Here is a 21,395-nt window from a genome sequence, read left to right on the forward strand (position 1 = left end):
TCACCTCTCTCGTACCACCACGAATTCGGCGAGTGCGACGAAGTGCTCGCGCACCACATCGGGCATGGGCACCTCGTCCAGAGCGGCGAGGGCAGTCGTGTGCTGGCGGCGGGCCTCCTCCTGGGTCCAGGCGCGACCGCCGGCCTGCTCGATCAGCAGGGCGCGGGCGGCCAGCTCGGTCTCGCTCTCCTCGCCGCGCCCCTTGGGGTCGGCGAGCTGTTCGGCCAGTTCGCGGGAGGCCGGGCCGCCCTCGGCGAGCGCCGCGGCGACCGGCAGGGACTTCTTGCGCTGGCGCAGGTCGCCCCAGTGCGGCTTCCCGGTGACCTCGGTGGCCCCCCAGATGCCGAGCAGGTCGTCCACCGCCTGGAAGGCCAGGCCCAGGTGGTCGCCGAAGCGCTGGAGCGAGTCCGAGACCCGGTCGTCGGCCCCGGCCAGGACGGCGCCGAGCGCGGCACCGGCGGAGAGCAGGGCGGCGGTCTTGCCGCCCTCCATCTCCAGGCACTCGGCGACGGTGACGGTGTCCCGCTGTTCGAAGGCGACGTCCATCGCCTGCCCGTCGATCAGCCGACGGCTGGCGGTGTTGAGCAGCCGTACGGCGCGCGCGGCGTCGGTGGCGCTCGCGCCGCCCGCGGTCGCGGCGTCGAGCAGCACCTCCGTACCGAGCGTGGCCAGGGCGTCACCGACCAGGATCGCCTGGGCCGGACCGAAGACCGTCCAGGCGGTGGCCCGGTGGCGCCGGGTCTCGTCACCGTCCATCAGATCATCATGGAGCAGGGAGAAGTTGTGCACCAGTTCAACAGCGACCCCACCTGGCACCCCGGCTTCCGCCGGAGCACCGGCGGCCTGGGCCGAGAGCAGCGCCAGGGTGGGGCGCACGGCCTTGCCGCCGTCCCCCACGACCGGCATGCCGTCCCGGTCGATCCAGCCGAAGTGGTACGCCGCGACGGTGTCCATGGGTGCGGCCAGCCGGGCGACAGCGGCCCTCAGCGGCGGGGTGCAGAGCGCGCGGGTGCGGTTGAGCAGTTCCGGCACCGAGACCGGTCCGGCATGTGCCGTGGCTCCGCCGGCGGTGCCGGTGCGTGACTCCACGTACGTTCCCTCTCCCTGGTGGTGCCTGGCCGCGTGGGACGGCCCGAGGCTGGCGGTGATGGTGCGGCCGGGCTCGACGCGGCCGGTGGCGGTGGCGGTGGCGCCGCCGGGGCCGAGCGGGTGGGCACCCGCTCTGGCGGGCTCGCCGAGGTCCCCGGCGAGGGCGGTGCCGGTCACCTCGGCCACCTCCCGTCGCCGCGGTCGGTCGGCCGGGGCCGGCCGTCGGCGGCCGGTACCGCGTCGGCGGCGGCGTGACCGCTGCGCACGGCCCCCTCCATGGTCGCGGGCCAGCCGGTGGCCGTCCACGCGCCGGCCAGCAGCAGGCCGGGGACGGCGGTGCGCGGGCCGGGGCGCAGCGCGGCGGTGCCCGGGGCCGGGTCGAAGGTGGCGGTGCGCTCGCGGGTGACGAAGAAGTCCAGTACCCCGGCCCCGCCGGCGGCGGGCAGCAGCCGGGCCAGCTCCGGCAGGTAGCGGCGGCGCAGTTCGGCGACCGGAAGGTCGATCTCGTCCTCCACGGCGGACTGCGAGAGCGCCAGGTACTGGGCGTCGGGGTGGGCCGCGCCGAGCGAGGTGCCGGCCAGCCCGGAGTGCGCGGTGCGGTCGAAGACCCACTGCACGGGCGAGCCGAGCGCGGCGAAGAACGGCCGGCGCAGCACCTTGCGGTCGTAGACCACGTGGACGTTGAGGATCGGCGAGGTGCCGAAGCGGGCGAGCCGGTCCTGGCGGGCCACCGCGTCGGGCGGCAGCAGCTCCGCCGCGGTGTCCTGGGCGCCGGCCAGGACCACCGTCTCGGCGGTGAGCGGCTCGCCGCCGCCCTCCAGTCGGACGGTGTGCTGCGGGACGGCCGGCTTGAGTTCGGTCACCCGGGCGCGCAGCAGCACCTTCACGCCTGCGCGCTCCAGCTCGGCGAGCGCCCGGTCGTGGTGGATGGTGCCGAGCGGGACGGCGGCCATGCCGATGTCGGAGGCCCCGGGGTCGGAGAGCAGGCCGGTCTTGAACACCATCGCGGCCAGTGCCAGCGACACCCGGTCGGCCCTGGCGTTCAGGGTGGCCACGCCGACGAGGTCCCACAGCGCGGCGACGGTCCGCTCGTTCTGGCCCTGCCGGCGCAGCCAGTCGCCGAAGGAGACGGCGTCCAGGGTCGGGTCGGCGAGGTCCAGCCGGCGCAGCGCGAGCGCGCCGCGGACCACCCGGGCCCGGTCGGCCGGGCCGAGGTGCGGGTAGCGGGCCAGGCTGCCCGCGAGGTGCAGCGGCACCGGCAGCGCGGCGCGTCCGAGCCGGCCCAGGGTGCGGACCGGCGCGTCGGCGGGCCCGGAGACGCCCAGGACGGGCACGTCCAGCCGCTCCTGGAGGTGGACCAGCCGGTTGGCGCCGAGACGCTCCAGCAGGCCCCGGTAGGCGGTGCAGCAGCGCAGGTACACGTGCTGGCCGTTGTCGACGGTCAGCTCCCCGCGGCGGAAGGAGAAGGCCAGGCCGCCGAGGCGGGGCCGGCCCTCGGCGAGGGTGACCCGGTGGCCCGCCTCCGCCAGCCGCAGCGCGGCGGTGATGCCCGCGAGGCCGCCGCCGACCACGACGGCGGCCGGGCGCGCGGCGTCGGCTCGCCCGGTCATCCGACCTCCCCCTCGCGTCCGGCGCCCGGTCCGGTCGTGACCGGGGCGCCCGTGGTCAGTGCCGTCGGATCCGCGGTCAGTGCGGCCGGGCCCGACCCAACGGTCAACAGGGCTCTACCCATAAGTGATTCCCCGCTGACACAGCGTGACAGAACTGTGGCAAGAATCAAGAACGCCCCCCGGCGAGCCCGGAAAGCGCCACGTACGCCTTCTCCCAGCCCGGCAGCGACACCCGGCCGCGCAGCACCGACTCCGGGTCGGCGGCGATCCGGCCGAGCAGCCGGTGGTAGATGCCCGCCATGGCGGCGGTGCAGGCCCGGCTTCGGCGGTCGAGCATCGGCAGCAGCCGCAGGCCCTCCTCGAAGGCCGCCTGGGCGCGGGCCGCCTCGAAGGAGACCAGCCCGGCGAAGTCGGCCCCGACCGGGGGCCTGGGGTGGGCGAAGCCCTCCTGGCAGCCGAACCGGACGAGGTCCTCCATCGGCAGGTAGGTGCGGCCGTTGAGGGCGTCCTCGCGCAGGTCGCGCAGGATGTTGGTGAGCTGGAGCGCCAGCCCGAGGGTGTCGGCGTACCGGGCGCCGCGCTCGGGGTCGTCGCAGCCGTAGACGCCGAGCGACAGCCGGCCGATGGCCCCGGCGACGCACCGGCAGTAGACCTTGAGCTCCTCGTAGGTCTGGTACTCGGCGCCCTTGAGGTCCATCTCGACGCCGTCGATCAGCTCGTCGAAGCCGCCGAGGTCGATCGGGAAGCGCCGGGCGCTGTCCGCGAGCGCGACCTTGATCGGGTCGGTGTCGTCCTCCGCGACGGAGCCGGCCCGGATCTCGTCGAGCAGTTCGCGGGTGCGCAGCAGCGCCTCCGCCTTGCGGTCGGCCGGGAGCTCGCCGTCGCCGATGTCGTCCACCCGGCGCGCCAGCGCGTACAGGGCCGACATGGCCAGCCGCTTCGGCTCGGGCAGCAGCCTGATGCCGTAGCTGAAGTTGCGGGCCTGCAGTCCGGTCACTGCCTCGCAGTACCGGTAGGCCGCCATGACCGGAGCCGACGCCAGTGGTGATGCCGCCACGCGGGCGTTCACCTTCCCTTCGCGAAGATGGCCGCCGCCTTCGCTGCGAGGCGGCGCTTGTCCGGCTTCGCCTGCTGGGCGAGTACGTCGTACCCGGCGCCCTCGACGGCCGCCAGGGCCGCGTACCCGCCCGCGGTGAATCCCGCGAGGAGCAGTCGAAGCCTCCCCCGAACCGTACCTACCAATGGCGCACCTCGGTCGAGCAGGGTGCGGGCACGGTCCGCCTCGAAGCGGATCAGCTCGCGGACGGGTGCGCCGGCGCTCGGCGCGGCGAGGTCGGCCTCGGTGACGCCGAAGCGTTCGAGGTCCTCGGCGGGCAGGTAGATCCGGCCCCGGGCGAGGTCCTCGGCGACGTCCTGGAGGTGCTCGACGATCTGCAGGGCCCGGCAGATGTCGTCGGACATCGCGATCCGCTCGGGGGTGCCGAAGCCGGCGATGGCCAGGACCAGGCGGCCGACCGGGTCGGCGGAGAGCGTGCAGTAGGCGATGAGTTCGTCGTAGTCCCGGTACCGGGTGGTGGTCTGGTCGACCCGGTTGGCCTCGATCAGCCGGCGGAACGGCTCCGGGGTGAGCCCGCGGCGGTCGACCAGGGGGACCAGCGGGCGCAGCAGCGGGTGCCGGGGGGCCTCGCCGCGGGCGGGGTCGAGGGCGGTCTCGAAGACCCGGTCGAGGTCGCGCTCCAGGCCGTCCAGCAGCGCGAGGCGGAACGCCGTTTCGGCCGGGGAGGGCCGGTCGGGAGCGGGCGGGCCGGACTGGGCCGAAGGGGTGAGTCCGGGGGCCTCGGACGGCTCCGGCGGCGCGGGGACGCCGAGCAGTGCGGCGGTGCCGGCCGGGTCGGCGAGGTCGCCGTCGCCGGCGTCGTCCACCAGCCGGGCGAAGCCGTAGACCGTCATGAGGTCGTCGCGCCACGCGGCGGGCAGGAAGAACGGGGCGACCGGGAAGTTCTCCGCGCTCGCCTTCGCCAGGGTCGCCGCTCCCGCGGGGCCGGGTTCCGGGCGGCCGCCTCCGGGCGGGGACTCACTACTGGGCTGGGCCGAAGCCGACACTGCTGTCACTCCCCCGTTCTACACCGCTCAAGTGATCGGCCCGAGTCGGACACGCGTCCGATCACGGGAGTCACGTCCGGCACACCACCCCCGCGCCTACAGCCTGACACCGACGCCCGCGCCGGAGAAGAGCGCCTCACCCGGCGCACGGGGCGCTCACCCGGGCGGGGGCGGGCCACCCGGGGCACGACGGGGCCAGGGCGGGGCGCACGAACGGACAGGGGCCGGCCCCGGGTCTCCGCCCGGGGCCGGCCCCGTCGCGCGGACCGGTGCGGTGCTACGGGCGCTCGCCGCGCTCGTAGGCGCGGACGACCTCCTCGGTCGGGCCGTCCATGACCAGCTCGCCGGCCTCGATCCAGATGGTCCGCTCGCAGGTCTCGCGGATCGACGCGTTGTCGTGGCTGACCAGGAAGACCGTACCGGCCTCCGCGCGCAGCTCCTCGATCCGCTTCTTGCTGCGGGCCTGGAAGGCCTGGTCACCGGTGGCCAGCGCCTCGTCGATGAGCAGCACGTCGTGGGTCTTGGCGGCGGCGATCGCGAAGCGCAGCCGGGCACCCATGCCGGAGGAGTAGGTGCGCATCGGCAGCGAGATGAAGTCGCCCTTCTCGTTGATGCCCGAGAACTCGACGATCTCCTGGTAGCGGCGGCGCACGTCGGCCGGCGACATGCCCATGGCGAGGCAGCCGAGGACGACGTTGCGCTCACCGGTCAGCTCGTTCATCAGCGCGGCGTTGACGCCGAGCAGCGAGGGCTGGCCGTTGGTGTAGATGCCGCCCTTCTCGGTCGGCAGCAGACCGGCGATGGCCGCCAGCATGGTGGACTTGCCGGAGCCGTTGGAGCCGATCAGGCCGATCGCCTCACCCTTGTACGCGGTGAAGCTGACGCCCTTCACCGCGTGCACCTCGCGGACGCCGGACGACCGCTTGCGGCTGATGATCCGGCTCAGCGCGGAGGTGGCACTGCCCTTGCCGGAGCCCGCCCCGTGCACCCGGTAGACGATGTGCACGTCGTCGACCACCACGGTGGGGTCGCGGGCCACGTCGGCGTCGAACACCTTGCGGCGGGGGACGGCGTCCTCCAGGTCCTTGCGCAGGTCGGCCCCTCGAACATCGGTGTCAGCCACGGCCGTACTCCTCCTCAGCCTTCCAGAAGAAGACGTATCCGATGACCAGCATGCCCACGCCCCAGGCGATCGCGTACTTCCACTGGTGCGGCGGGAACTCCAGGAAGACCTTCTCGTGCTTGTTGTAGATGATCGGCGCCAACGCGTGCCGGACCAGGTCGATGTAGACCGAGGCAGGGTTGAGCTCCATCACCTTCTGCCAGAACGGCGGCCAGTCCTTGATCTTGTCGGAGATGCTGTACATGACGCCGGAGAGGAACAGCCAGGCGCGCATCGCGAACGGGATCAGCTGGGAGATGTCGCTGGTCTTGGCACCGATCCGGGAGAAGATCAGGGCGACACCGGTGTTGAACATCGACTGCAGCAGCAGGGCGGGGATCACCAGGACCCAGGTCCGGCCCGGTTCGATGCCGTTCAGGAGGACGACGGCGAACAGCACGACCATCGAGATCAGCAGCTGCTGGAGCTGGATCACGGTGAACGCGATCGGCAGCGAGGCGCGCGGGAAGTGCAGCGCCCGGATCAGCCCGAGGTTGTCCGAGATCGCCCGGGTGCCCGACTGCACCGCGTTCTGGGTGAACTGGAAGATGAAGACGCCGATGCAGAGCCAGGCGACGTAGTACGGGTTGTCGTCCTTGTTCTTCAGGATCTCGCCGAAGACCAGGTAGAACACCGCGCAGTTCAGCAGCGGCGTCACGACCTGCCAGACCTGCCCGAGCTTGGCGTCGGTGTACTGGGCCACCAGGCGCGCGGTGGCGAAGGCCCAGATGAAGTGACGCCGGGCCCAGAGCTGCTTGGAGTAGGCGAACAGGCCGGGCCTTCTGCCGCTCACCGTCAGGCCGTACTTTTCCGCGAGCTGCTTGGGGGTCAGGCCCGCGTCCGCCCCCCTCGGGGCTGAGAGGCTGACGGGTTCACTCACTGTCGACACATTCATCCTTCGCGCGGGATCGTCGGGGCGGGCCGGTCGACGGGGGTCCGCCGGCCTTGCGCCGATGGGGATCCACTCGGATCTCGGGGGGAGTGCGGCCGGTGTGTGGTCACCGGCCCGGCGACCGACCTGCCGTCCGGTGACCGGAAGTCACCGGACGGCCACCGGACGGATCAGATGACCGGCGGTCGGCCCAGCCTGGTCAGTCGCCAAACGGTACGCCATCGCATGGGCCGCCGCGTACCGCAGGGTTCGCGCCAGCCCGCCCGGAACCCGCCCCACCAGGCCTTGAACGCCTCGGGGGAGGGTCGGCGGGCCAGCGTGAGCAGGAACCAGGTTCCCAGGTATAGAGGCACCAAAGGGGCCGGAAGGTTCCGTCTGGCGAGCCAGACCCTGTTCCGGGCCACGTTGTGGAAGTACGAGGCGTGCCGGGCGGGCGAGGTGGTGGGGTGGTGCAGCACCACGTCGGCCCGGTAGTCGATGGCCCAGCCCGCGTCCAGCGCGCGCCAGGCGAGGTCGGTCTCCTCGTGGGCGTAGAAGAACTCGGCGGGCAGCTGGCCGGCGTTCTCGAACACCGCGCAGCGCACCGCGCTCGCCCCGCCGAGGAAGGTGGTCACCCGGGAGGAGCGCAGCGGGTCGCTGGCGCGCAGCCGGGGCACGTGCCGGCGCTGGGTGACGCCGGTCTCCGGGTCGGCGATCCGGAAGCTCACGATGCCGAGCTCCGGGTCGGCCGTGAAGGCCTCGCGCAGCAGCCGGGCCGAGTCGGTGCCGGGCAGGCTGCCGTCGTCGTCCAGGAACAGCACCGCGTCGACGTCCCGGCCGTCGCGGCCGAACAGCTCGATGCCGACGTTGCGGCCGCCCGGGATGCCGAGGTTCTCCGGCAGCTCGACGGAGCGCACACCGGACGGGAGCGGCGGCAGCGGGGCGCCGTTGGCGACCACGGCCAGCTCGACGGCCGGGCCCTGCTGGGCGCGGACCGACTCGATCAGGGCGGTCAGCTCGTCCGGGCGGTTGCCCATGGTGATGATCACCGCGCCGAGCCGGAAGGTGTCGGCGCCGGTAGCAGCGGCGGTGTCCGCGGTGGCGGCGTTCTCCGTCCTGCCCGTCTCCGTCACGCCGCTCACCGGAGCCTGCTCGACAGGACGATGCTCAGCAGGTGCAGCACGGTCTGCAGCATCGCGATCGCGGCCAGCACCACCACCGCGATCCGGGTGAAGAAGAGGCCGCCGTGCACCAGGTCGGCGACACCGGCGGCGAGGATGAACAGCGAGGCCTCGACCGCGCCGACCAGCCGGTGGAACTTGAGGACCGAGGCCGCCCGGCGGGCCTTGGCGACACCGGCCGAGCGCGGCACCGAGGCGCTGTCCTCGACCGCCGTCAGACCGCTGCGGGCGCGGGCCACGTCGACCAGGTCGGTCTCCGACTTGATCAGGATCGCGCCGAGCGCGGCCAGGGTGCCGAGGAAGGCCCACTCCCACTGCGAGGTGCTGCCCTCGCGGTGCAGCAGGTCGGTGGCGCGCAGGCCGAGGCCGGTCAGCAGGGCCGCCTCGGACATGTAGTGGCCGACCCGGTCCAGGTAGACGCCGGTGAGCGAGGTCTGCCGGCGCCAGCGGGCGACCTCGCCGTCCACGCAGTCCAGCAGCAGGTAGAGCTGGATCAGCAGGGCCGCCAGCACCGCGCCGGTGATCCCGGGGACGATCAGCGCGGCGCCGGCCAGGATGCCCGTGAGCATCATCAGATAGGTCAGGCCGTTGGGCGTGATCACCGTGACCGTGGAGAGCACCCGGGTGATCCGCAGCGAGATCCGCCGCATGTAGAGCCGGCCGGCCCAGTGCTCGGCACTGCGGCGCTGGAGCATGCCCTCCGGGTGGATGACCGCGCGCAGTTCCTCGATCGAGGGGCGGCGGGTCAGGTCGACCGGCGGCGTGGACCCGGCGGCGGAACGGTCAGCTGTTGACGGCTTGGACATAGTCGGCGTACGCGTCCCTGATTGCGGAAGGGGAGAGGTCGAGGTGTTCGAGGATGGTGAAACGGCCCGGCCGGGTATTCGGAGCGTAGTGCACCGCCTCGGTGAACTCCGCTTCGGTGAAGCCGATCTGAGCGGCGGTCACCGGCAGCCCGTGGTGCGCCAGGCGCTCCACGATCAGACCGGTCAGCTCGCGCTCGCCCCGCAGGAAGCTGGCGAAGGCGGCGCCGAGGCCGACCTGTTCGCCGTGCTGGGCGGACCGCTTGGGATACAGCACGTCCAGGGCATGCGAGATCTCGTGGCAGGCGCCCGACGAGGGCCGGGTGCTGCCCGCGATGTTCATCGCGATGCCGGACAGTACCAGTGCCTCGGCGAGGGCGGTGAGGAAGCCCTGATCCTGAAGGTTTCCTGGGTGCCGCAGCAGGTTCTCGCCCGCCGAACGGGCCATCGCGACGGCCAGTCCGTCCACCGGTTCACCGGTCTCGGCGTGCGACAACTCCCAGTCGGCGCAGGCCGAGATGTTGGAGACGATGTCGCCGATGCCGGCCGCGACGAAGCGCGGCGGGGCACCCTGGATCACGTCCAGGTCGATCACGATGCCGATCGGGCTCGGCACCCCGTAGGAGCCGCGCCCGGCGTCGTTGTCAAGGGTGGAGACCGGCGAGCAGATGCCGTCGTGGGCCAGGTTGGTCGGGACCGAGACCAGCGGCAGGCCGAGTCGCGCGGCGGCGTACTTGGCCGCGTCGATGATCTTGCCGCCGCCCAGGGCGACGATGGTGTCGTAGTGGCCGCCGCGCACACCGCCGCGGATCTCGTCCGCCAGCCGTACCGCGCTGTCGAGGCTGCCGTCCGCCACGCTGTACCAGTCGGCGCCGGGCAGGGCCGGCTCCAGCCGGGCCCGCAGCACCGAACCCGAGCCGTTGCTGATCGCCACCGCGATCCGGCCCGAGGCGGACAGCCGCTGGTCGGCGAGGATGCCGCCGAGCGCGTCCAGCGCGCCCGGGCGGATCTCCACGAAGAGCGGCGACGGCACCAGCCGGGTCAGTACTGGCACGCGATCTCCCGCGCCTTCGCCAGGTCGTCGTGGTTGTCGACCTCGACCCAGGAGACCTCGCCGATCGGCTGGACGTCGATCCGCAGGCCGCGGTTCACCATCTCCTGGTAGCCGTCCTCGTAGTACAGCTGCGGGTCGCGCTCGTAGGTGGCGCGCAGCGCGTCGGCGAGGTCGGCGGCCGCGGCCGGGTTGATCACGGTGACACCGATGTACTCGCCGGTGGCCTCCGCCGGGTCCATCAGCTTGGTGATGCGGCGCATGCCGGCGGCCGGGTCGACGACCACCTTCATCTCCTCGTCGGCGAGCTTCTTCACCGTGTCGAGGGCGAGCAGGATGCCGGGCGCGCGACCCTCGGCGGTCAGCCGGGCGTTGCCCTCCAGCATGGTGCGCTGGACCGAGACGGGGTGGACGGTGTCGCCGTTGGCGAGCAGCAGGCCCTCGGTGAAGAGCTCACGGGCGCACCAGAGCGAGTAGGCGTTGTTCCACTCCTCGGCCTTGTCGTTCTCGACCAGGGTGAGCTTGACGCCGTACTTCCGCTCCAGCGCCTCCTTGCGCTCCTCGACCGCCTCCTTGCGGTAGCCGACGACGATCGCCGCCTCGCGCAGGCCGACCTCGGCGAAGTTGCCGAGGGTGAGGTCCAGGACGGTCCGCTCCCCGTCGACCGGCACCAGCGCCTTGGGCAGGGTGTCGGTGTACGGGCGCAGCCGGCGGCCGGCGCCGGCTGCCAGAACGAGGCCGATCATGCGGGTCTCCTGATCCGTCGTGCTGAGCGCGGCCGCGCCCGGCCCCGGGAGTCTTCCGGGTCACCGGCGGTGGCGCGCCGGGGCCGCGAGATGCGGCCGCGGTGTCCTATGTGATGGTAGGCGACCACGACTACCTGCCAGAACGCGGCCGGACGCTCGAACACACATCGAACACATTCCGAACAGTTCTGCTACTCCGACACCCGTACCGGGCCGCCGGGCGCCCCCCGGCCGCCGGGTTGTGCGTCGGGCCCCGCGCCCGTGCCACCCGTACGGCAGACTGGGGCGCGACGCCACCGGTGCGTGCCGTGGTTGCTCCCCGTGCTCCCGAAGCTGCCGAAAGAGGCCTCATGCCCCAGAGTCTGCCGACCGATCCGACCGCCCCCGCCGGGCTCGACACCGGCCTCGACACCGGCCTCGACGTCGAGACGGACGTCGACGCCGCCGGCACTCCGGAGGAGATCCTGCTGGAGCTGGTCGACGACGAGGGCGTGACCATCGGCACCGCGGAGAAGCACTGGGCGCACCAGCAGCCCGGGCGGCTGCACCGGGCGTTCTCGGTCTTCCTCTTCGACCGGCAGGGCCGGATGCTGCTCCAGCGCCGGGCCCTGGGCAAGTACCACTCCCCCGGGGTCTGGTCGAACACCTGCTGCGGCCACCCGTACCCCGACGAGCCGCCGTTCGTGGCCGCCGCCCGGCGCACCGCGGAGGAGCTGGGCGTCGCCCCGGCGCTGCTCTGCGAGGCGGGCACGGTCCGCTACGACCTGCCGGACGAGGCCACGGGCCTGATCGAGCGGGAGTGGAACCACCTGTTCGTGGGTCTGGTCACCGCGCCGGTGCGGCCCAACCCGGACGAGGTGGACGACTACGCCTTCGTGACCGCCGAGGAGCTGCGCGCGCTGGAGGCGGAGCGGCCGTTCTCGGTGTGGTTCCGGACCGTCTTCGAGGCCGCGCTGCCGGGGATCCGCGAGATCGCCGGGAAGGACTGGTAGAGCACTCCGGGCGGGGCCGCCGAGGCCCCGCCTCCCGGCCCGACGGCTGCCGCCCGCCGGGGTCGGCGCCCTAGGGCTCCTCGCGCGGGAGCGGCAGCGAGGCCCAGATGACCTTGCCGCCCTGCCCGGCCTGCTCCACGTCGCACACGCCGCCGGCCTGCAGCGTGACGCTCTTGACCAGCAGCAGCCCGCGCCCGCCGGTCCGCCCGGTGTCGGCCGCCAGGGCCTTCGGCCGGTACGGGTCGCCGTCCTCGACCGAGACCCGCACCCAGCCGCCCCGCAGCACCAGCTCGGTGGTCACCTCCGGCGACAGCTCGGCGGCGTGGGTCACCGCGTTGCCGACCAGCTCCGAGACGATCAGCAGCAGGTCGTCCACCAGCTCCTGGTAGCGGATCTCCGTCATGCCCTGGGCCAGCAGCCGGTCCCGCACGGCGTGCCGGGTGCGTGGGACCGAGGCCTGCTCGGCGGGCACGGTGAAACGCCACACCCCCTCGACAGGACCGCCGCGCGCCACTGCCGACGCGGCGGTCACCCGTTTCTCCGGCGCCGTCGGCGCCGTCTCTTCCTCGCTGATCCGCTCCACGTCCAGCCGCCCTTCGTCCGCGACCCCGGGAATCAGGCGTTCCGCTCATGGCGCCCTCGGTGCACAGAGGCTAGGAGAGCCACCCCCGGGGCTGTGGCAGCGTCGACAACTTGCCCGTGTCGGACCAGAGCCGAGCGATACCGATCGTTCATCGACCGCAACTCGACCGTTTACCGTCCTTGAACCACCGGTTCGCGCACAGCAGCGATCCGTACCGCCGCCCCCCACCATCCCGACCGGGGAAACGCAGGTGAGAAGCACTCCGAAACCCTGGTAATGTTCTCTCTGTCGCCGAGGGGGCGAGCAAAAAGCCCCCGAAGCACACACCCCGTCCGGGTGGCGGAATGGCAGACGCGCTAGCTTGAGGTGCTAGTGCCCTTTATCGGGCGTGGGGGTTCAAGTCCCCCCTCGGACACCATCGATTCCCCGTGGGAACTCGCAAGAGTTCCCACGGGGAATTTCTTTTTGCCCCGGCACCCCTTGAGGGCCTCCCCCGACGCTCCTTGAGGGCCTCCCCCGGGCGCCCCGCGTGCTCCCCGCCGGTTGTCTCCGCGCGCCCCCGCCGAAGGTCAGAGGTTCGGACACGAGATGGCAACGATCGGGTGTTTTGCGGTGAATCTGAGGTCCAGCTGAGGTTTCGCCCGATTTCGCCCCTTAGGCTCTTCCCGTTTGTCCGGAAAACAAAGTGACACGACGAGACAGAGGACCGATACGGTGAGTGAGCCCGAGTCGACGACGGCATCCCATCAGCACTACCGCCGCTCGCTCGGCACCATCAGCCTCACCGCGGTCGGACTCGGATCGATCATCGGCTCCGGCTGGCTCTTCGGGGCCGAGCGGGCCGCCCGGCTGGCCGGACCGGCCTCGATCGTCGCCTGGGTGATCGGCGCGGCCGTCGCCCTGACCATCGCGCTCACCTACAGCGAGCTCGGTTCGATGTTCCCCAAGGCCGGCGGCATGGTCCGGTACGGCCAGTACTCGCACGGCTCGCTGGCCGGGTACCTGGCCGCCTGGGCCAACTGGATCGCGATCGTCTCGGTCATCCCCGGCGAGGCCACCGCCTCGGTGCAGTACATGAGCTCCTGGGACTTCGGCTGGGCCAAGGGCCTCTTCGACGGACAGGAGCTGTCCGTCAGCGGCGTGGCCTTGGCCAGTGTGCTGCTGCTCGTCTACTTCGCGCTGAACTGGTTCGCGATCACGCTGTTCGCCAAGACCAACACGGCGATCACGGTGTTCAAGGTCGTCGTCCCCACCCTCACCGCGGGCGCCCTGCTGCTGGCGCACTTCGACACCGCGCACTTCACCGACCACGGCGGCTTCGCGCCGAACGGCTGGAGCGCGGTGTTCACGGCGGTGGCGGTCTCCGGCATCGTCTGGGCCTTCAACGGCTTCCAGTCGCCGCTCAACCTGGCCGGCGAGGCCCGTGACCCCGGCAAGTCGCTGCCCAAGGCCGTGATCGGCTCGATCCTGATCGCCCTGGTGATCTACGTCGCGCTGCAGATCGCCTTCCTCGGCGCCGTTCCCACCGCCGACCTGGCCAACGGCTGGGGCGGCCTCGGCTACACCTCGCCGCTGGCCGATCTGGCCATCGCCTGGGGCCTGAACTGGCTCGCCCTGCTGCTGTACGCGGACGCCTTCGTCTCCCCCAGCGGCACCGGCATGATCTACGCCGCCACCACCTCCCGGATGATCCACGGCGTCCAGGAGAACGGCCACCTGCCGAAGCTCTTCGGCCGGGTCGACCCGAAGACCGGCATCCCGCGCCCGGCGCTGGTGCTCAACCTGGTCGTCGCCTTCTGCTTCCTCGCGGTCTTCCGCGGCTGGGGCTCGCTCGCCGAGATCGTCTCGGTGGCCACCGTGATCTCCTACATCACCGGACCGGTCGCCGTGATGGCGCTGCGCCGCCTGGCGCCCGAGCTGCCCCGGCCGGTCCGGCTGCGCGCGATGCCGGTGATCGCCCCGATCGCGATGATCTTCGGCTCGCTCGTCCTCTACTGGGCCCGCTGGCCGCTCACCGGCAAGGTCATCCTGCTGATGGCCGCCGGTCTGCCGATCTGGGCCTGGTACGAGCTGCGCAAGCCGTTCGCCGAGCTGAAGCCGCACCTCAAGGCCGGTGCCTGGATGGTCGCCTACCTGTTCGTGATGGCCGGTGTCTCCTGGGCCGGCTCCACCGACTTCGGCGGCGAGGGCTATCTCCCCGAGGGCTGGGACCTGCTGGTCGTCGCCCTGATCGCGCTCGCCTTCTACGCCTGGGGCGTCCGCAGCGCCTGGGCCAACCCCAGCCTCGCCGCCGTCAAGCTCGAGCTGGCCGCGGAGACGGGTGCTGTGGACGAGGCCGCCGGGACCGCCGCCGGGACCGGACGGGCCGCCGACGCGGAGCCCGCCGGAGCCCCGCGCGGCTGAGCCCGGCACCGGACGTCAGAAGGGGCGTGGCCCCGGGAGCTCCCGGGGCCGCGCCCCTCCGGCGCTGTCGGGGGGCTGCGGAATACTGGGTCGCATGTCCTCGCCCGCCGCTTCCTCCCCGTCCGTCGCGGCCCGCATGAGCCGCCAGGCCTCCCGCGACACCGCGCAGGAACTGGCCGTGCGGCGGCTGCTGTTCCGCTGGGGGCTGCGCTACCGCGTGAACGCCAAGGTGCCGGGGCTGCCGCGGCGGACCGTGGACATCCTGTTCCCCGGGCCGAAGGTCGCGGTCTTCCTCGACGGCTGCTTCTGGCACGGCTGCCCCGAGCACGCGACCAGCCCGAAGTCCAACGCCGAGTGGTGGCGCGGCAAGCTGGACCGCAACGTCAGCCGCGACCTGGACACCACCCGACACCTGGCCGAGGACGGCTGGACGGTGCTGCGGTTCTGGGAGCACGAACCCCCGGCCGCCGTCGCCCGGACGGTCTACAGCCGACTGCGCCCGGACGTGCCCCTGCCGGAGGCGCCGGACACGGCGACCCCCGGCGATGCTCCCTGAGGCCCCGGCCCCGGGCGGTCAGTCGCGGCGGGCGCGGCGGATGGCGGAGGTGACGACCGGGGGGAGGAGGTCGCCGACGGCGCGTTTGGCGACGTTGGCGGGGCGGCGGCGTTCGGCGGCGCGGGCGCGGCGGTCGGCGAGGTCGCGGTCGGCCGTCTCGCGGTCGCGCTCGGCGGCGCGGAAGGCCTCCTCGGCCGCGCGGTGCTCAGCCTCGGCGGCCAGCCGGGCGTGGTGGCGGGACACCCGGAACGGTTCGGCCCCCGCGTCGCTGCCGCTGATCCGGACCAGCCGGTGTCCGTCGACCGACTCGCTGCTGATGTCGCAGTGCGGCAGGGTGCCGCGGCGTGCCAGCAGGTCGAGCTGGGCGGGCTCCGGGTCGCCCCAGGTGCCGTAGAACTTGCTGTCGGTCAGCACGATCGGCCGCAGTCCGTGGTTGAACACGGCCTCCCAGGTGGCGGCGGCGACGCCCGGGGTGTGGGCGGAGCGGTAGTCGTCCAGGACCACGATGCCGTCGGAGGCGAGCGCCGTCCGGGCCACCTGGATGTCCTCGGCGACGTGCTCGTAGAGGTGCGAGGCGTCGATGTGGATGAAGCGGAAGGCGCCGGGCGCGACCCGGCCGCCGGCCAGCGTCGAGGTCGGGGCCTGGACGATCTCCGGCAGCCGCTCGTTGAAGGCGAGGTAGTTGGTCTCGAAGGCGGTGCGGGTCAGCGTCCTGCGGTAGGACATGTCCATCTCGGCGGCGTTCTCGTCGTCCGGGGCGTCGGAGTCGAAGAGGTCGCAGACCGTGAAGGCCTCCCCCGGCTGGAGGTGCGAGCCGATGACGATCGCGCTGCGACCCAGGTAGGCGCCCATCTCCAGGAGGTCCCCGGAGCGGCCGGCCTTCTCCTGCCGGCCGAGGAACCAGTCGAAGAGGTGACGGTCCTGGTCCCAGAACCACCCGGGCACGTCGTCGAGCACCCCCGGTTCAGCAGGTCGCTGCTGGTCGGAACTGAGTGCGGCGTCGGTCACGAGGCGGCTCCTAACAGGTACGAACGACCATTGGGCACGATCTCCGGACTCGGGGTCGGCCGCTGCGGCCCTGCGACGGTCCGGGCGGTCCGCGTCCGCGGCCGGGCCCGGAGGGCAGTGCGGGCAGACGGGAGCAACCCGGCCTGACACCGACCGTAGTCCGGGGTGCCCGAGTTCGCTGCAATCTACTCGCCACGGAGCGGAGTTGCGCGGGCTCGGAGCAAAGAATTTCGGGCCCCGGCAATTTGTGCGCGGAGTTGACCGAGACCCTTGCGCGACGCGGGAACGGTTCGTCCCATAGTGCCGTCCGACCACCCGATTGTCATCAGCACGGCCCCCGGGAGCGGGCGGGGAACCGGGCCGGGCCCGGCCGGGGCGGGTGGCCCCGGCCGGGCGGGTGCCGCGGGTCAGGCCAGGTCGACCCCCGGGTAGAGCGGGAAGCCGGCGAGCAGGTCGGCGGCGCGCTTGGCGACGCCCTCGGCGACCGCCGGGTCCAGCAGGTACTGGGCCTTGGACGGCGCGCCGGCGGCGGTGGTGGCCGGGGTGGCGGCGCGCAGCACGGTGTCGATCAGCCCGGCGATCTCGTCCATCTCGGCGGTGCCGAGGCCCCGGGTGGTGAGCGCCGGGGTGCCGATCCGCACACCCGAGGTGTACCAGGCGCCGTTCGGGTCACCCGGCACGGAGTTGCGGTTGGTGACGATGCCGGAGTCCAGCAGCGCGGCCTCGGCCTGGCGGCCGGTCAGGCCGTGGCCGGAGACGTCGACGAGCACGAGGTGGTTGTCGGTGCCGCCGGTGACCAGGGTGCCACCGCGGCGCAGCAGCCCCTCGGCGAGTGCCTGCGCGTTGTCGACGACCCGCTGGGCGTAGTCCCGGAACTCGGGGCGACGGGCCTCGGCGAAGGCGACCGCCTTGGCGGCCATGACGTGCGAGAGCGGGCCGCCGAGCACCAGCGGGCAGCCCCGGTCTACGTGCTCGGCGAGTTCCTCGGTGCAGAGCACCATGCCGCCGCGCGGGCCGCGCAGCGACTTGTGGGTGGTGGTGGTGACGATGTGGGCGTGGGCCACCGGGTCCTCGTCGCCGGTGAACACCTTGCCGGCGACCAGGCCCGCGAAGTGGGCCATGTCGACCATCAGGGTGGCGCCGACCTCGTCGGCGATCTCGCGCATCCGGCGGAAGTCGACCCGGCGCGGGTAGGCGGAGTAGCCGGCCACCAGGATCAGCGGGCGGAACTCCCGGGCGGTGGCGCGCAGCGCGTCGTAGTCGATCAGGCCGGTGGCCGGGTCGGTGCCGTAGCTGCGCTGCTCGAACATCTTGCCGGAGATGTTGGGGCGGAAGCCGTGGGTGAGGTGGCCGCCGGTGTCCAGGGACATGCCGAGCATGCGCTGGTTGCCGAGCTCCCGGCGCAGTTCGGCCCAGTCGGCCTCGGTGAGGTCGTTGACGTTGCGGACCTTGGCGCGCTCCAGGGCGGGGCTCTCGACCCGCTGGGAGAGGACGGCCCAGAAGGCGGTCAGGTTGGCGTCGATGCCGGAGTGCGGCTGGACGTAGGCGTGGTCGGCGCCGAAGAGGGCGCGGGCGTGCTCGGCGGCGATGTTCTCGACGGTGTCGACGTTGCGGCAGCCGGCGTAGAAGCGGCGGCCGGCGGTGCCCTCGGCGTACTTGTCGCTGAGCCAGTTGCCCATGGTGAGCAGGACGGCCGGGGAGGCGTAGTTCTCGCTGGCGATGAGCTTGAGCGAGGCGCGCTGGTCGTCGATCTCCTGGCCGATGGCGGCGGCGATCCGCGGTTCGACCTCGCGGACCACGTCGAGGGCGGAGCGGAAGGCGGTGTTGGCGGCGGGGGTGGCGGCCGTGTGCGGCTGCGGGGCCATGGCGGTCTCCTGAAGGGGAGGTCGGGGGCCCAGGCGCTCGGCAACTGCGTCGTGATTCGGCACGGGGCCGCTTCCCGATGGTCGATTCCATCCGTGCGCGCCAGTCGCGGCCCGCCGGAATCGTACCAACGCCGGACGGCCTGTGGCGGAGATCTCAGAATGCGGGACGACAGCGGACATGGCATACCTTTTGTCCACTTGTGACCGTTCTTGTGCTACGGCTGTATTGCGGCGGAATGAAGCCGTCACAATTCCCGAAACAAAGCCCGGGAACCGCTTCTCCGAGGCCTTCGGAATGATTTGCGGAAAGTCCTCGGTGTCCGATCTGATGGCGCTCGGCGACGCCCCGGGAAACCCCCGGGAGGACGCCGGAAATGTACGTCGGTGCACCCACACCCATGGGGCGGCACGGAATTCGGGGAGTACTCCTGTCATGGCAGTGGTCGAACACGTCGCCGCATCGGACGCGCCGCCCGTGCGGCCCGCCCCGCCGGGGCTGCTGCGCCGGGTCTGCCGCGACCGCACCGGGGCCGTCGCGCTCGGCGTGGTGGCACTCTTCCTGCTGCTCGCCCTGGCGGCCCCGCTGATCGCCGCGCTGTACGGCAAGAACCCGACCGAGCACTACGGCCAGAACGCGCCCGGCCTGCTCAGCGACAGCGGCCTGCCGATCGCGCCGAACGGCGGCATCTCCGGGGAGTTCTGGTTCGGCCTGGAGCCCGGCCTGGGCCGCGACGTGTTCACCCAGCTGCTCTACGGCATCCGCACCTCGCTGCTGATCGCCTTCGCCTCGGCCACCGTGACCACCGCCCTCGGGGTGCTGGCCGGGGTCGCGGTGGGCTACCTCGGCGGGATCACCGACCGGGTGTTCGGCTTCTTCTCCAACGTCCTGCTGGCGTTCCCGACCCTGCTCCTGCTGCTCGCGCTCAGCCCGGTGATCCAGTCCCGGCTGGTGGACCCGGGCACCGCGGAGCCGGAGTGGATGCAGTTCCTGGTACTGGTGCTGGTGTTCTCCGCGTTCGGCTGGATTCCGCTCGCGCTTTCCCTGCGGGCCACCGTCCGCTCACTCCGGGAAAGGGATTTCGTGCAGTCCGCCCGGGCGATGGGCGCCGGTGGATTCCACATCGTCGTCCGGGAACTCCTGCCGAATGTCCGGGCGCAGCTCCTGGTGCACGCCACCATGGCGGTGCCGGCGTTCGTCGCCTCGGAGGCGGTGCTGTCCTTCCTCGGCGTGGGCATCAACGAGCCGGTCCCGGACTGGGGCCGGATGATCTCCCGCGGCTCCGAGGTGTTCCGGGCCGATCCGACGTACATGTTCTTCCCCGGCGTCGCGCTGCTGCTCTTCGTGCTCGCCTTCAACCTGCTCGGGGACGCCGTCCGGGACGCCCTGGACCCGCGGGCCGCCCGCTGAGGCCGTCCCCGGCCGCGGTCCGACCGACCGCCCTTCCTTCCTTCCTTCCTTCCTTCCTTCCGCTGTTCACCCGAGAGTTCACCCGACCGCCCCGGAGACCCCGGGGCAAGGAGAGATTCGCCATGCGCTGGATCAGACCGTCCCTCGCCGTCGTCGCGACCGCCCTGCTGGCGACGTCCTGCTCGGCCGGCGCGGGCACCACCACCACGGCCGGCCCCGGCGGCGCGGCCAAGGACGCCTCGCCGCTGACCGCCGCGCTCGGCACCGAGAAGGAGAGCGCCGGACCGGCCCCCGCCGTCCCCGGTGCCCGCGCGGGCGGCACGGTGAACGTCTACAACACCACCGACTTCCGCCACCTCGACCCGCAGAAGGTGTACGCGGGCGCCGCCTACAACACCTCGCTGCTGTGGGGCCGCCAGCTGACCCAGTACCAGGTGGTGGACGGCAAGGCCAAGCTGGTCGGCGACCTCGCCACCGACACCGGCACCGCCAGCGACGACGGCCGCACCTGGACCTACCGGCTGAAGGAGGGCGTGGCCTGGGAGGACGGTCAGCCGATCACCTCCCAGCAGGTGAAGTACGGCATCGAGCGCTCCTTCGGCAAGGGCTACGAGGTCGGCCCGCCGTACTGGCCGCAGTGGCTCACCGGCGAGGCCAGCTACGAGGACGCCCGCAAGAAGTACGCCGGCCCGCAGGACGGCGACCTCGCCGCGATCGCGACGCCGGACGACCGCACCCTGGTGTTCCACTTCCCGCAGCCGCAGGCCGACGTGCCGTACATGGCCGCGCAGTCCTCCTCCTCGCCGGTGCGCAAGGACAAGGACACCGGCACCGACTACGACCGGCTGCCGTTCTCCACCGGCCCGTACCGGATCGTCGAGCACGTCCAGAACACCCGGCTGGTGCTGGAGCGCAACCCGCACTGGAAGGCGGAGACCGACCCGATCCGCAGCCAGTACCCGGAGAAGTTCGTCTTCACCTTCGGGAAGGAGGCGCTCAACATCAACCAGGAGATCCTCTCCGGGCGCGACGGCGGCGCGGAGGCCACCACGGTGTCGACCCCGCTCTCCCCCGAGCTGTACCAGACCGTGGACACCGACCCGAAGGCCAAGGACCTGGTCGTCGCCGGGCGGCAGGGTGCCTTCGTCACCTACCTCATGATCAACAACGAGCGGGTGACCGACCCCGAGGTCCGCAAGGCCCTCAACCTCGCCTACCCGCGCCAGCAGGCCCGCCAGGTCCTCGGCGGCAGCCGGGCCGGCGAGCTCGCCAGCACCCTCAGCTCGCCCGCCCTGGTCGACTGGCAGAAGTACGACCTGAACCCGGCCAGGCCGGAGGGCGACCCGGACGCCGCGAAGGCCGTACTGGCCAAGGCCGCGCAGCCGCCCGCCTCGCTGACCTACGCGTACGCCAACACCCCGAACGGCCAGCGGGTGGCGCAGGTGCTGGTGGACGGCTTCGCCAAGGCCGGCATCACGCTGGTGCCGAAGCCGATCGACCCCAAGGCGCTGCTGGACGAGGCGCACCGCGCCGACTCCCCCTACGACCTGTGGGAGGAGACCAGCTCGGTCGACTGGCCGACGCCCTCCACCCTGGTCCCGTTCTCCTTCGACGGACGCGCCAACAGCGACCTCAACTCCGCCCGCTACCACAACGGCGAGGTGGACAAGGAGATCGACCGGATCAACCAGATCGGCGAGCCCCGGGCCAAGGCCAAGGAGCTGTACGCGCTGGAGCAGAAGGTGATGAAGGACCTGCCGGTGCTGCCGTTCGCCTACCCGAACGTCAACCAGCTGCGCGGCTCCAACGTCGGCGGCGCGTTCGTCCACCCGATCTACGGGTCCGTCAGCCTCGCCTGGCTCTACCTGAAGGCCTGACACCCCGCACACCCCCGGTGGTCCCGCCGCCCGCCCCGCGCGGCGCGCGGCGGGACCACCGCCCCGACGCCCACCGACCCCGGACCG

The 21,395-nt window shown here is 72.4% G+C and carries 18 protein-coding genes, 1 tRNA gene and 1 riboswitch; of the genes, 6 read left to right on the top strand and 13 right to left on the bottom strand.

The annotated features are described in order from the left end of the window. From ADK60_RS25960 to ADK60_RS26005, 10 genes are all read right to left on the bottom strand, one after another. Positions 1-1,089 (bottom strand): polyprenyl synthetase family protein, encoded by a 1,089-nt coding sequence (locus ADK60_RS25960; protein ID WP_053649230.1) that lies wholly within the window; start codon positions 1,087-1,089, stop codon positions 1-3. Positions 1,090-1,262: 173 nt separating this feature from the next. After that, positions 1,263-2,699, bottom strand: coding sequence for a hydroxysqualene dehydroxylase HpnE (gene hpnE / locus ADK60_RS25965; RefSeq protein WP_053649206.1), 1,437 nt, complete (start codon positions 2,697-2,699; stop codon positions 1,263-1,265). A gap of 166 nt (positions 2,700-2,865) precedes the next feature. Continuing rightward, the gene (hpnD, locus tag ADK60_RS25970) at positions 2,866-3,723 is read right to left on the bottom strand and encodes a presqualene diphosphate synthase HpnD (RefSeq protein WP_045939940.1); all 858 of its coding nucleotides are present in this window, start codon (positions 3,721-3,723) and stop codon (positions 2,866-2,868) included. Positions 3,724-3,764: 41 nt separating this feature from the next. Then, positions 3,765-4,721, bottom strand: coding sequence for a squalene synthase HpnC (hpnC, locus tag ADK60_RS25975; protein WP_045939946.1), 957 nt, complete (start codon positions 4,719-4,721; stop codon positions 3,765-3,767). A 358-nt stretch (positions 4,722-5,079) separates the two neighbouring features. Next, positions 5,080-5,883: an ABC transporter ATP-binding protein gene (locus ADK60_RS25980; protein ID WP_199839757.1), complete on the bottom strand. Its 804-nt coding sequence runs from the start codon at positions 5,881-5,883 to the stop codon at positions 5,080-5,082. 34 nt (positions 5,884-5,917) lie between these two features. Beyond that, complete coding sequence (locus tag ADK60_RS25985) at positions 5,918-6,859, bottom strand: ABC transporter permease (protein WP_045939941.1); 942 nt, start codon at positions 6,857-6,859, stop codon at positions 5,918-5,920. 167 nt (positions 6,860-7,026) lie between these two features. After that, entirely contained in the window at positions 7,027-7,872 is an 846-nt protein-coding gene (locus ADK60_RS25990) for a glycosyltransferase family 2 protein (protein ID WP_053649232.1), read from the bottom strand. 101 nt (positions 7,873-7,973) lie between these two features. Then, positions 7,974-8,711: a CDP-alcohol phosphatidyltransferase family protein gene (locus ADK60_RS25995; protein ID WP_063783270.1), complete on the bottom strand. Its 738-nt coding sequence runs from the start codon at positions 8,709-8,711 to the stop codon at positions 7,974-7,976. 88 nt (positions 8,712-8,799) lie between these two features. Beyond that, the gene (locus tag ADK60_RS26000; RefSeq protein WP_053649208.1) at positions 8,800-9,873 is read right to left on the bottom strand and encodes an iron-containing alcohol dehydrogenase family protein; all 1,074 of its coding nucleotides are present in this window, start codon (positions 9,871-9,873) and stop codon (positions 8,800-8,802) included. Further along, complete coding sequence (locus tag ADK60_RS26005) at positions 9,861-10,616, bottom strand: phosphocholine cytidylyltransferase family protein (RefSeq protein WP_053649210.1); 756 nt, start codon at positions 10,614-10,616, stop codon at positions 9,861-9,863. The genes ADK60_RS26000 and ADK60_RS26005 overlap by 13 nt, the downstream gene beginning before the upstream one ends. A gap of 350 nt (positions 10,617-10,966) precedes the next feature. Between ADK60_RS26005 and idi the strand changes: the two genes are divergently transcribed. Next, positions 10,967-11,608: an isopentenyl-diphosphate Delta-isomerase gene (gene idi, locus ADK60_RS26010; RefSeq protein WP_079008688.1), complete on the top strand. Its 642-nt coding sequence runs from the start codon at positions 10,967-10,969 to the stop codon at positions 11,606-11,608. A 70-nt stretch (positions 11,609-11,678) separates the two neighbouring features. Here the strand turns inward: idi and ADK60_RS26015 are convergent, their stop codons facing one another. Next, positions 11,679-12,140 carry an ATP-binding protein gene (locus ADK60_RS26015; RefSeq protein ID WP_045939949.1) on the bottom strand — a complete coding sequence of 154 codons (462 nt, stop codon included), beginning with the start codon at positions 12,138-12,140 and terminating at the stop codon, positions 11,679-11,681. A 381-nt stretch (positions 12,141-12,521) separates the two neighbouring features. Between ADK60_RS26015 and ADK60_RS26020 the strand changes: the two genes are divergently transcribed. The 3 genes from ADK60_RS26020 (at position 12,522) to ADK60_RS26030 (ending at position 15,150) form a co-directional block, all read left to right on the top strand. Further along, a tRNA-Leu gene (locus tag ADK60_RS26020) sits at positions 12,522-12,609 on the top strand. 296 nt (positions 12,610-12,905) lie between these two features. Then, complete coding sequence (locus ADK60_RS26025) at positions 12,906-14,594, top strand: APC family permease (RefSeq protein WP_053649212.1); 1,689 nt, start codon at positions 12,906-12,908, stop codon at positions 14,592-14,594. A 94-nt stretch (positions 14,595-14,688) separates the two neighbouring features. Further along, positions 14,689-15,150, top strand: coding sequence for a very short patch repair endonuclease (locus tag ADK60_RS26030; RefSeq protein ID WP_234371247.1), 462 nt, complete (start codon positions 14,689-14,691; stop codon positions 15,148-15,150). An 18-nt stretch (positions 15,151-15,168) separates the two neighbouring features. Here ADK60_RS26030 and ADK60_RS26035 read toward each other — a convergent pair whose 3' ends face one another. Next, on the bottom strand, positions 15,169-16,158 hold the full coding sequence (locus ADK60_RS26035; RefSeq protein ID WP_107094719.1) for a class I SAM-dependent methyltransferase: 990 nt from the start codon (positions 16,156-16,158) through the stop codon (positions 15,169-15,171). A gap of 407 nt (positions 16,159-16,565) precedes the next feature. Then, positions 16,566-18,023: a glycine hydroxymethyltransferase gene (locus ADK60_RS26040; RefSeq protein WP_053649214.1), complete on the bottom strand. Its 1,458-nt coding sequence runs from the start codon at positions 18,021-18,023 to the stop codon at positions 16,566-16,568. Positions 18,024-18,043: 20 nt separating this feature from the next. Continuing rightward, a riboswitch (ZMP/ZTP riboswitch) is annotated at positions 18,044-18,141 on the bottom strand. Positions 18,142-18,456: 315 nt separating this feature from the next. On the opposite strand from ADK60_RS26040, the gene ADK60_RS26045 reads away from it, so the two are divergent. Further along, positions 18,457-19,431, top strand: coding sequence for an ABC transporter permease (locus ADK60_RS26045; RefSeq protein WP_053649216.1), 975 nt, complete (start codon positions 18,457-18,459; stop codon positions 19,429-19,431). A 122-nt stretch (positions 19,432-19,553) separates the two neighbouring features. Continuing rightward, positions 19,554-21,308 (top strand): ABC transporter substrate-binding protein, encoded by a 1,755-nt coding sequence (locus tag ADK60_RS26050; protein WP_053649218.1) that lies wholly within the window; start codon positions 19,554-19,556, stop codon positions 21,306-21,308. The last annotated feature ends 87 nt before the right edge of the window (positions 21,309-21,395 follow it).

This window comes from Streptomyces sp. XY431 (genome assembly GCF_001279805.1).
In the GTDB taxonomy this organism is placed as follows: Bacteria; Actinomycetota; Actinomycetes; order Streptomycetales; family Streptomycetaceae; genus Kitasatospora; species Kitasatospora purpeofusca.

Coding starts and splice junctions, on each gene's coding strand:
- ADK60_RS26005 (WP_053649210.1), bottom strand. CDS start 10,616: ATGATCGGCCTCGTTCTGGCAGCCGGCGCCGGCCGCCGGCTGCGCCCG.
- idi (WP_079008688.1), top strand. CDS start 10,967: ATGCCCCAGAGTCTGCCGACCGATCCGACCGCCCCCGCCGGGCTCGAC.
- ADK60_RS25985 (WP_045939941.1), bottom strand. CDS start 6,859: ATGAATGTGTCGACAGTGAGTGAACCCGTCAGCCTCTCAGCCCCGAGG.
- ADK60_RS26040 (WP_053649214.1), bottom strand. CDS start 18,023: ATGGCCCCGCAGCCGCACACGGCCGCCACCCCCGCCGCCAACACCGCC.
- ADK60_RS26030 (WP_234371247.1), top strand. CDS start 14,689: ATGTCCTCGCCCGCCGCTTCCTCCCCGTCCGTCGCGGCCCGCATGAGC.
- ADK60_RS25995 (WP_063783270.1), bottom strand. CDS start 8,711: ATGCTCCAGCGCCGCAGTGCCGAGCACTGGGCCGGCCGGCTCTACATG.
- ADK60_RS25990 (WP_053649232.1), bottom strand. CDS start 7,872: ATGGGCAACCGCCCGGACGAGCTGACCGCCCTGATCGAGTCGGTCCGC.
- hpnD (WP_045939940.1), bottom strand. CDS start 3,723: ATGGCGGCCTACCGGTACTGCGAGGCAGTGACCGGACTGCAGGCCCGC.
- ADK60_RS26045 (WP_053649216.1), top strand. CDS start 18,457: ATGGCAGTGGTCGAACACGTCGCCGCATCGGACGCGCCGCCCGTGCGG.
- hpnE (WP_053649206.1), bottom strand. CDS start 2,699: ATGACCGGGCGAGCCGACGCCGCGCGCCCGGCCGCCGTCGTGGTCGGC.
- ADK60_RS26050 (WP_053649218.1), top strand. CDS start 19,554: ATGCGCTGGATCAGACCGTCCCTCGCCGTCGTCGCGACCGCCCTGCTG.